Genomic DNA, 9,489 nt, shown 5'->3' on the forward strand with positions numbered 1-9,489 from the left:
TTTAAAAATTCACGGTTTAGATTTAAGACACATACCTAGTGTAGAAATCTTCTGTAATTTTATAGAACAAAAGTACGAGAATTTAGATATTCTTATTAATAATGCAGCGCAAACAGTACGTAGGCCAGCAGGTTTTTACACGCACTTAATGGCTAATGAAGAAAAACCAATTTCAGATTTACCAAAGTATGCTGCAGATTTACTGCAAGATCATGTGGGTTGTATGCAAGAGTTAAAGGAGTTAACCTCTGGAGCATCTCCTAATAAAAATATGCCAGTTACTTGGCACGGACCAGAACCAGGCATAGGAATTAGAGCTTCTGCAAAGTTGTCTCAAATACCATATAGTTTTGATAATTCATTACAAACTTCAGAAGTTTTTCCAGAGGGAGAGTTAGATGCAGATTTGCAACAGGTACATTTACGTAAAACAAACAGCTGGCGTTTAAAGCTTGGAGAAATTGAAACTACAGAAATGATAGAGGTGCAATTGGTAAACTCTGTTGCTCCGTTTGTATTATGCAACCGACTTTCTGAAGTTATGAAGAAAGAAAATACAGGTAAAAAGCACATTATAAATGTTTCTGCTATGGAAGGTAAATTTCATAGATTCTTTAAAGAAGATAGGCACCCGCATACCAATATGGCTAAAGCAGCCTTAAATATGCTTACACACACTGCCGCTGGTAGTTTAGCAAAAGATGGTATTTATATTAACGCTGTAGATACTGGTTGGGTTACAGATGAAGATCCGGCAGAATTATCTAAAAGAAAAGCGGAATTACACGATTTTCAGCCTCCATTAGACATTGTAGATGGTGCAGCACGTGTTATGGATCCGTTAATTGATGGTATTAATACAGGAAAACATTGGAGCGGTAAATTCTTAAAAGATTACAGACCTATAGATTGGTAGTACTTAAATTTAAGGAGACGTTAAACTTGTGTTAGGCTTTGTTAAACGCTCTATATTGATTTTCATTTTTTGTAACTTAACATTAGTTGATGGTAACATCAATAAATTAAGTTTAATAAAAAATAATATAGAATGATAAAACCTAGAGAAAAAGCCCCAGAATTAAGTATAGAGTTAGTAAATGATACCACTTGGAAGTTGAGTGAACAATCACCAGAAAACTTTACTTTAATTCTTTTTTATAGAGGTAAACATTGTCCTGTTTGTCAAAAACAATTAGAGCAATTACAAAAATCGCTTCCTAAATTTACAGAGCGTGGCGTTAATGTTATTGCCATTAGCACAGACACAGAAGAGGTAGCAAAAGCAACACACAAAGAATGGGATATTAGTGATATTCCGCTTGGACACAGTTTTTCTATTGATGAAGCAAGAAAATGGGGATTATTTATTTCTAGTGGAATAAAGCAAGAGCCTGAGTTTTTTGCAGAACCAGGGCTGTTTTTAATTACACCAGACCAAACAGTTTACTGGGAGTCTATACAATCTATGCCTTTTGGACGTCCAGAATTTAGAGATGTTTTAGGTGGAATAGATTATATTTTAAAAGCTGACTACCCTGCTAGAGGAGAAGCATAATTTTGCATTTGTTTATCTAAAATAGTAGTTGACAGTTGATTAAAAAAATAATTTGTAATATTAAGTTTAAGTTAACTGATTATAAAGTCTTTAAATAAATTTTGGAGATATGATTATTAGTAGTATTTTTGTTTTAAATTAATTTATTATAAATACAATACAATGAGTAAAGGAACAGTAAAATTCTTCAACGATGAAAAAGGTTTTGGTTTTATCACTGAAGAAGGTTCAGGTAAAGATATCTTTGTACACATCTCTGGTTTAGTAGACGAAATTCGTGAAGGCGATGAAGTTGAATACGAGGTTACAGAAGGTAAAAAAGGTTTAAACGCAGCAAACGTAAGAGTTTTATAACATATACTAGTAAAAGCTTTAAGCTAAGAGTCTATTCGCAAGAATAGACTCTTTTTTTTGTCTTATTATTAACGTAAAACAAGGTCTAAATCAACCTATAAAAACATCCTTATTTTGTATATTTATAGTACAATTTAAACTTATGGGAGACAGAAAAAAAGTAGTAGTTATAGGTGCTGGTTTTGGCGGTATAACTATAGCAAAAGCTTTTAAAAACAAAAATGTAGATGTACGTCTAATAGACCAAAATAATTACCATAATTTTCAGCCTCTAATGTACCAAATTGCCACTGGAGGTTTAGAGCCGGATAGTATTGCATACCCAGTAAGGCGTATTTTTAGAGGATATGACAATGTTACTTTTAGAATGGCAAATGTTATTGCTGTTAATACAAAAACCAAAGAGATAAATACAACTATTGGTACTATTAGTTATGATTATTTAGTAATAGCAACCGGGAGTCAAAATAATTTCTTCAATTTTGAACCAATAAAAGATGAGCTATTAACTTTAAAATCTATTCCGGATGCTTTAAATTTAAGAAGCTATATTTTTCAGAATTTAGAAAAAGCTTTAGCTAAAAAAGATAAAGAACCATTAGATGAGATTTTAAATATTGCTATAGTAGGTGGTGGGCCAGCAGGTTTAGAGCTAGCAGGAGCTTTAGCTGAAATGAAAAAACACGTGCTGCCTAAAGATTTTCCTGATCTAGATATTTCTAAAATGAGCATAAATCTTTACGAGGCTTCTCCAAACTTGTTAAATGCAATGTCTAAACAAGCCTCTGCTAAGAGTTTGTTGTATTTAACCAAGTTAGGTGTTAACGTAAACTTAAACTCTAGAGTAAGCTCTTATGAGAATAATAAGTTGCAAATAGGTAATAACAGTTTTTATACAGATACTGTAATTTGGACAGCTGGTGTAAAAGCAGCTCCAATAGAAGGTTTGCCAAAAGAGGCTATAATAGGAGGTAACCGCATTGCAGTTGACGCATACAACCAAGTAGTGCAAACTAAAGATGTTTTTGCAATAGGTGATGTGGCTGCGCATATCTCTAAGGAGGAGCCTAAAGGTTTACCAATGTTAGCACCAGTGGCACAACAGCAAGGTACTCACTTGGCAAAAAATATAATTAGATTAGCTAATAATAAAGAGTTAGAACCTTTTGTGTACAAGAACAAAGGGGTAATGGCAACTATAGGTCGTAAAAAAGCAGTTGTAGATTTGCCTAAATTTAAATTCCAAGGAACCTTTGCTTGGTTGGTTTGGATGTTTATACATATTATGTCTTTAGTAGGGTTTAAAAATAAATTATCTGCTTTTATAGGATGGATGACGAACTATTTTACCTATGATAGACCCTTGGGGTTAATTATTAGACCGTTTAGCAAAAGAAAATAATACGCTATTATTGTTATATAGGTTGATAATCAATTTAAAAGACGTAATTTCGCGGCTGGTTTTAAAAAAAGTACCTGAATGAAACGAATAAATCAATATAAGAAAATGTTCTCTGTTGAGAATAACATAGAACTTAAGTCATTAAAAACTAGTTATAGAAAATTAGTTAAAGAGTGGCATCCAGATAAGTTTCAAGAAGGTGACGCTAAGCGTGAAGAAGCAGAAATTAAAAGTAGAGAAATTATAGATGGTTACCATTTTCTTGTAAGTATAGCTCCAGAAACTAAAGTGGCTAATGCAGAAGAATACAAAGCATTAACAACTACTTCTGGTATTTTAGATTTTCAGCATAATGGTCAGCTTTTAGAAGTAACATTTTTAGACGGTACTACTTATGAGTATTTTGGAGTTCCTAAAAAAATATATGTAAAAATGATTAATTCTGATAAGATTTATCGTTTTGCAAAACGTAATATTTTTGAGTCTTATATGTACCGTAAGTCTAAGAAAAACACGCAAGAAGCATAGTAACTTATTTATTTAAGTTGTTAACGTTAAAAACTTGTTTTACAGTAGATTATATTTTGTAATGCAAATTTTTTTAAATTAAATAAAAACGCCTGTAAAGATCTACTTTACAGGCGTTTTATTATAAACAAACAACTACAATTATTTATTTAATTCAGCAACTAATTTATCAGCAACTAACTCAGACGAAGCTGGATTTTGACCTGTAATTAAGTTACCGTCTTGTATTGCGTAAGCAGCCCAATCTTCTTTTTTAGAGTAGATACCTCCATTTTCTTTTAGCATATCTTCAACTAAAAATGGCACTACATTTGTAAGTTGCACAGCTTCTTCTTCAGAATTTGTAAATCCTGTTATTTTTTTACCTTTAACTAATGGGTTACCATCTGTTCCTTTAACACCTTTTAAGGCAGCAGGAGCGTGACATACAAATGCTACAGGTTTTTTCTGCTCATTAAATTTTTCAATTAAAGCAATAGATTTTTCATCGTTTGCTAAATCCCATAAAGGACCGTGACCACCTGGGTAAAATACAGCATCAAAATCATCAGCATTCATATCTGCCAAAACTTTAGTGTTAGCAATTTTATCTTTTGCTTCTGCATCCTTGTTAAAACGCTCTGTGTCTTCTGTAGCAGCGTCTGGAGAATCACTACTAGGATCTATTGGTGCAGCCCCACCTTTTGGTGTTGCAATTGTAATTTCTGCACCTTTATCTAATAATGTGTAGTATGGGTTTGCAAATTCTTCTACCCAGAAACCAGTTTTTTTACCAGTTTCACCTAATTTATCGTGTGATGTTAATACAAATAATACTTTCATTTTATTTTCTTTTTTAGTTTTTACTGTCTCTAAAGCTTTTTCAGAAACTTGATTGTTTTTTTTAGTGTTGCAAGCTGTAGCCATAACTATAGTTAATGCTACAATTGCAGATTTAATTAAATTCATATTTATTACTTAGTATGCCATTTTTACAATTTTCTCAGCATCTTCTGGTAATAGGGCTTGGTGTTCGCCTAATTTCCATCCACGCTCTGTAAAACGCTTTGCTATTTCTTCTGCTGTACCTTCGTAATCTTTAGTATAGTCAGATAATTTAGTATCTATGCCTAATTGGTGAAAGAAAGCTTCAGTTTTTTCTATAGCCGCATAAGCTTTATCGTCTATACTACCTTCTGTTACATTCCAAACACGTTCTGCATATTGTGCCAATTTTTCTTTTTTAGCTTCAAAATTGTATTTGTAGTGACTTGGAGTAACTACAGCTAACGTACGTGCGTGGTCTATACCAAACAAGGCTGTTAACTCGTGCCCCATCATATGTATAGCCCAATCTCCAGGAACTCCTTGTTGTATTAAGCCGTTTAAAGCCATTGTACAACTCCACATAAAGTTAGATGCAGCATCGTAATTTGTTGGATCTTTTACAACAGTAGGAGCAACCTCTACCAATGTTTGTAAAATACTTTCAGCAAAACGATCTTGTAAAAGGCCGCCTACTGGGTAGGTCATATACTGCTCTAAAACATGTGTAAAAGCATCTGTAATACCATTAGCTAATTGACGTTTTGGAATAGATGTAATAACTTGAGGATCTAGTATAGAAAAGGTTGGAAACAATGCTGGTCCGCCCATAGAAAGTTTTTCTTTAGTTTCTTTTCTAGAGACAACTAAACCAGAATTCATTTCAGAACCTGTAGCTGGTAATGTTAATACTGTTCCAAAAGGTAGTCCTTTACTAGGGCGCTCTTTATTTTTAAGCATTTGCCAAGGCTCATCACCATCATACAATGCAGCAGCAGATAAAAATTTGGTGCCATCTATTACAGAACCACCACCAACAGCTAATAAATACGTTACTTTTTCGTCTTTAATAACTTTTAAAGCTTCCATTAAAGTATCATACTCAGGATTTGCTGGGATACCACCAAACTCTACCATATCTACTTTTGCCAAAGCAGTTTTTACTTGGTCGTATATTCCGTTTTTCTTTATACTACCACCACCGTAAAGCATTAAAACTTTAGCATCTGCTGGTATTTCTGAAGTTAATTTTTCAATTGTATCTTTCCCAAAAATTATTTTAGTTGGGTTTTTGTATTCAAAATTGTTCATTTTCTTTAGTTTTTAAGTTGATAAAATCTATCTTTTAGATTTTTACAATCATTTTACCTTTGTTTTTACCATCAAACAGGTCTATAAAAGCAGCAGGAATATTTTCAAAACCTTCTACAATAGTCTCTGTATAAGTTAGCTTATCTTGTGCTAACCAAGTTGATAATTCTTTCATTGCCTCTGGAAATTTATCTGCGTAGTTAGAAACAATAAAGCCTTGCATTAAAGCACTATTTTTTACTAAAAATGGCTGTACACTTACACTTTGCGGCAACTCTGTATTGTTGTATACGGATATTGCTCCACAAATTATCATTCTAGCAAATTTGTTGATATTGTATAAGACAGCGTCAGATATTGGTCCGCCTACGTTATCAAAATAAACATCTACACCATTTGGTGCAGCTTCTGCAATTGCTGCAGTCATATTTTCTGTAGTGTTGTAGTTAATGCCAGCGTCAAAACCAAATTTAGATTTTAGCATCTCAACCTTTTCATCTGTACCGGCAATACCAATTACGCGTAATCCTAAAAGTTTACCAATTTGGCCAACTACACTACCAACTGCTCCGGCAGCACCAGAAACAACAAGTGTTTCACCTGCTTTAGGTTTTCCTATTTCTGTTAATCCTAAGTAAGCAGTTAAACCTGTCATACCTAAAATACCTAAATAAGCACTTAATGGAGCTTTAGATTTGTCTACTTTTAGTAGGCCTTCTCCTGTAGATACTTGCTGTGTTTTCCAGTCTAACATACCAGAAACAAAATCGCCCTCTGCAAAATTTTCATTTTTAGAAGCAATTACTTTTGCTATAACACCAGAATGCACTGGTTTGTTTAATTCAAAAGGAGGAACGTAAGATTTGGCATCGCTCATTCTACCTCTTAAATAAGGATCTACAGATACGTAAGCTGTTTCTAAAAGCAACTCACCATCTTTAATTTTTAAATCAGATTCACTTGTTACATATTCAAAATCTGATACTAAAGGCTTCCCTACAGGTCTGTTTTTTAATAAAATTGTTTGAATCATAATATTGTTTTTATTCTATTACAGTTACTAAATCGGTCATAGGTTTTCTTACCTTAACTAAATTTACTAACCAATCTTCTTCTGTTTTTCTATATCCTAATGGTAATAAAACTGCGCTACGCAATCCTTTTTCTCTTAATCCTAAAATTTTATCTACAGCATCTGGCTCAAAACCTTCTAATGGTGTAGCATCTACTTTTTCATAAGCAGCAGCCATAATTGCATGAGAAAAAGCAATATATGCTTGTTTAGCTGCGTGTATAAAGTTTTCTTCAGGGTCTTTTTGTGGGTACATACCTAACAACATTTGACGGTAGTTTTCCCAACCTTCATTTTCAAAACCTCTAATTTCGTTTGTTAAGTCGAACATATAATTTATACGCTCTGGTGTATATGTGTCCCAAGCAGCAAAAACTAATAGGTGAGAGCAGTCTGTAATTACAGATTGGTTCCAAGCTATTGGTCTAATTTGCTCTTTTATATCTTGATTTTTTACTACAAAAATTTCAAAAGGCTGTAAACCGCTAGATGTTGGTGCTAAACGTGCAGCTTCTAAAATACGTTCTATTTTATCTTCTGCAACTATTTCTCCATTCATTGCTTTGGCAGCGTATCTCCAATTTAATTTATCTAATAATTCCATATTGTATATGTATGTTAATTTGTGTTTTTTATTGCTTTTATACTATTCCAAGCAGATAAATATGCTTCTTGTATATGTTCTTCGGTTAATTTAATTGCGCCTCTTTTTTGTGATATAATTAAAAACGATAGAGGAATAATTGTATATGCATACATTAAATAATCAGATGATTGTTTAAGTATACCCTCTTTTCTTCCGCGTTCCCATATATCTAATAATGTCTGAAAATGTTTAATTCCTTCCTCACGGCTTGGTTCGTCTACCATTGGTGTATTATCACACTGAGCTAAAAACATAGCTTCTTCAGTATTATTAAATTTAAAATCTGCAATTCTGTTCCATATCAATTTAAAACCTTCTTCTACAGACATTTCTTTTTTGTAGGTAGCAAAGGCATATGCTGTAAATTTTTCTTTAACCTCTATATAAGTCTTGTTTACTAGGTCTTGCTTATTTTCAAAATATAAATAGATTGTAGCAGGTGAAACATTTGCCATTTTAGCAATTTTAGACATAGGTGTAGCGTGGAAACCATTGTTGTTAACCAACTCTATAGTTGCTTTAACAAGGGCGTTACGCTTATCTATGCTTTTCTGTAATTTTGCCATTATGCGTTAATTTTATATAATTTGTAAGACAATGCAATTAATACTAATTGAATTGGTAACCTTATTATTGCAGCTTGGTGACTACCAATTGCTGGTGTGCTAGAAAATACATCCCAAAGATGTATTGGTAAAAAAACTAACATTAATATAAATATGAAGAAAGCTGCTTTTTTAGCAAATTTTGGAACAAGTAGTAGTACACCTAAACCAACTTCTAAAATTCCTGAAGCATAGATTATAAAGGTTTTAAATACCAATACATCTGGTACAAAAGGGTTATAAAAATCTGGCTTTACAAAATGTTGTAGTCCTGCATATATCATAAATACAGCAAGAAGTACTTTTAAAATGTTCCAAATTAATTTCATGTCTTTGTTTTGTGTGTACAAAGATATATAAAAATGAATGTTCATTCTTTTTTTTTAACGATATTTAATATCAAATTAACAAAAACGTTAAATTCTAGTCTTCTAATAATATAGGAATTACTTCTCCTGTGGTAAGGTTATCTAGCATTATGTTGTCTATGCGTACACGTACCAAACGTAGGGTAGGGAAGCCTACAGCTGCAGTCATTTTTCTTATTTGTCTAAACTTACCTTCGGTGATACAAATACTAACCCAGCTACTTGGTCTGTGTCTGCCTAGTCTTATTTTAGCATTTGGTGTTGGTAAATTTGTAGGTTCTTCAATACGTTTAGCAATGCAAGTTTTTGTTATATAAGTAGTTCCTTTTAAACCAATTTCTACACCTTTTTCAAGTTTAGCTATAGCTTCATAAGTAATTAAACCATCTAATTGTGCGTAGTATTCTTTTTCTATTCCAGATCTATTTATGTCATCACTTAACTTACCGTTTGTAGTTAAAAGGAGTAAACCTTCAGACTTTTCATCTAAACGACCAACTGGCATTATTCCCTTTGGAAAATTATAAAGTTCAGATAAAAACTTTTTTTTAATTTGATTATTGTCATTACTAGCCAACTGACTAAGTACACCATAAGGTTTATACATTTTATAATGAATATGATGACTATTAGACATAAAAAATTAATTTACGTACAAAAATAATAAGAATAAAAGAGAGTTAGACTTCATAGCTGGCTTTATATACCACAAATATTAAGACAATTTTAAGAGTGTTACCTTAGTAACAAAAGTATCTTTATATCCAATTAAAAAAAACTATTATTAATGAAAAATATATACACAGTAGCCCTTGTTACTATTTTGTTTGCCTCTTGTAAAGAC

Annotated in this window: 12 protein-coding genes; 5 read left to right on the forward strand and 7 right to left on the reverse strand. The window is 32.4% G+C overall.

Annotated elements, in window-relative coordinates; translation table 11 throughout:
* From ABJD66_RS07700 to ABJD66_RS07720, 5 genes are all read left to right on the forward strand, one after another.
* Nucleotides 1–916: SDR family NAD(P)-dependent oxidoreductase (locus ABJD66_RS07700; RefSeq protein ID WP_348130055.1), on the forward strand; the 916-nt coding region annotated here is incomplete at its 5' end.
* 132 nt (nucleotides 917–1,048) lie between these two features.
* Entirely contained in the window at nucleotides 1,049–1,555 is a 507-nt protein-coding gene (locus ABJD66_RS07705; protein WP_348130058.1) for a peroxiredoxin-like family protein, read from the forward strand.
* 162 nt (nucleotides 1,556–1,717) lie between these two features.
* Nucleotides 1,718–1,909 (forward strand): cold-shock protein, encoded by a 192-nt coding sequence (locus ABJD66_RS07710; RefSeq protein ID WP_013622397.1) that lies wholly within the window; start codon nucleotides 1,718–1,720, stop codon nucleotides 1,907–1,909.
* A gap of 142 nt (nucleotides 1,910–2,051) precedes the next feature.
* Nucleotides 2,052–3,311 carry an NAD(P)/FAD-dependent oxidoreductase gene (locus tag ABJD66_RS07715; protein WP_348130063.1) on the forward strand — a complete coding sequence of 420 codons (1,260 nt, stop codon included), beginning with the start codon at nucleotides 2,052–2,054 and terminating at the stop codon, nucleotides 3,309–3,311.
* A gap of 78 nt (nucleotides 3,312–3,389) precedes the next feature.
* Nucleotides 3,390–3,839, forward strand: a complete 450-nt coding sequence (locus ABJD66_RS07720) for a KTSC domain-containing protein (protein WP_303544297.1) — start codon at nucleotides 3,390–3,392, stop codon at nucleotides 3,837–3,839.
* Between the two features lie 141 nt (nucleotides 3,840–3,980).
* Here the strand turns inward: ABJD66_RS07720 and ABJD66_RS07725 are convergent, their stop codons facing one another.
* Genes ABJD66_RS07725 through ABJD66_RS07755 form a run of 7 tightly spaced genes read right to left on the reverse strand, consistent with a single transcriptional unit; the run spans nucleotide 3,981 to nucleotide 9,282 of the window.
* Nucleotides 3,981–4,787, reverse strand: coding sequence for a type 1 glutamine amidotransferase domain-containing protein (locus ABJD66_RS07725; protein WP_348130066.1), 807 nt, complete (start codon nucleotides 4,785–4,787; stop codon nucleotides 3,981–3,983).
* Nucleotides 4,788–4,796: 9 nt separating this feature from the next.
* A complete protein-coding gene (locus tag ABJD66_RS07730; protein WP_348130069.1) occupies nucleotides 4,797–5,954 on the reverse strand; it encodes an iron-containing alcohol dehydrogenase in 1,158 nt (385 codons plus the stop codon).
* 34 nt (nucleotides 5,955–5,988) lie between these two features.
* Entirely contained in the window at nucleotides 5,989–6,987 is a 999-nt protein-coding gene (locus tag ABJD66_RS07735) for an NADP-dependent oxidoreductase (protein WP_348130072.1), read from the reverse strand.
* A gap of 10 nt (nucleotides 6,988–6,997) precedes the next feature.
* Nucleotides 6,998–7,630, reverse strand: coding sequence for an NAD(P)H-dependent oxidoreductase (locus tag ABJD66_RS07740; RefSeq protein WP_348130075.1), 633 nt, complete (start codon nucleotides 7,628–7,630; stop codon nucleotides 6,998–7,000).
* A gap of 14 nt (nucleotides 7,631–7,644) precedes the next feature.
* Nucleotides 7,645–8,238: a TetR/AcrR family transcriptional regulator gene (locus ABJD66_RS07745; protein ID WP_348130078.1), complete on the reverse strand. Its 594-nt coding sequence runs from the start codon at nucleotides 8,236–8,238 to the stop codon at nucleotides 7,645–7,647.
* Nucleotides 8,238–8,651: a DoxX family membrane protein gene (locus ABJD66_RS07750; RefSeq protein WP_348130081.1), complete on the reverse strand. Its 414-nt coding sequence runs from the start codon at nucleotides 8,649–8,651 to the stop codon at nucleotides 8,238–8,240. Before ABJD66_RS07750 ends, ABJD66_RS07745 begins: the two co-directional genes overlap by 1 nt.
* Before the next feature lie 49 nt (nucleotides 8,652–8,700).
* Nucleotides 8,701–9,282 carry a pseudouridine synthase gene (locus ABJD66_RS07755; protein ID WP_348130084.1) on the reverse strand — a complete coding sequence of 194 codons (582 nt, stop codon included), beginning with the start codon at nucleotides 9,280–9,282 and terminating at the stop codon, nucleotides 8,701–8,703.
* Between the last annotated feature and the right edge of the window lie 207 nt (nucleotides 9,283–9,489).

The sequence above is a fragment of the Cellulophaga sp. genome (assembly GCF_039943695.1).
Classification (GTDB): Bacteria; Bacteroidota; Bacteroidia; order Flavobacteriales; family Flavobacteriaceae; genus Cellulophaga.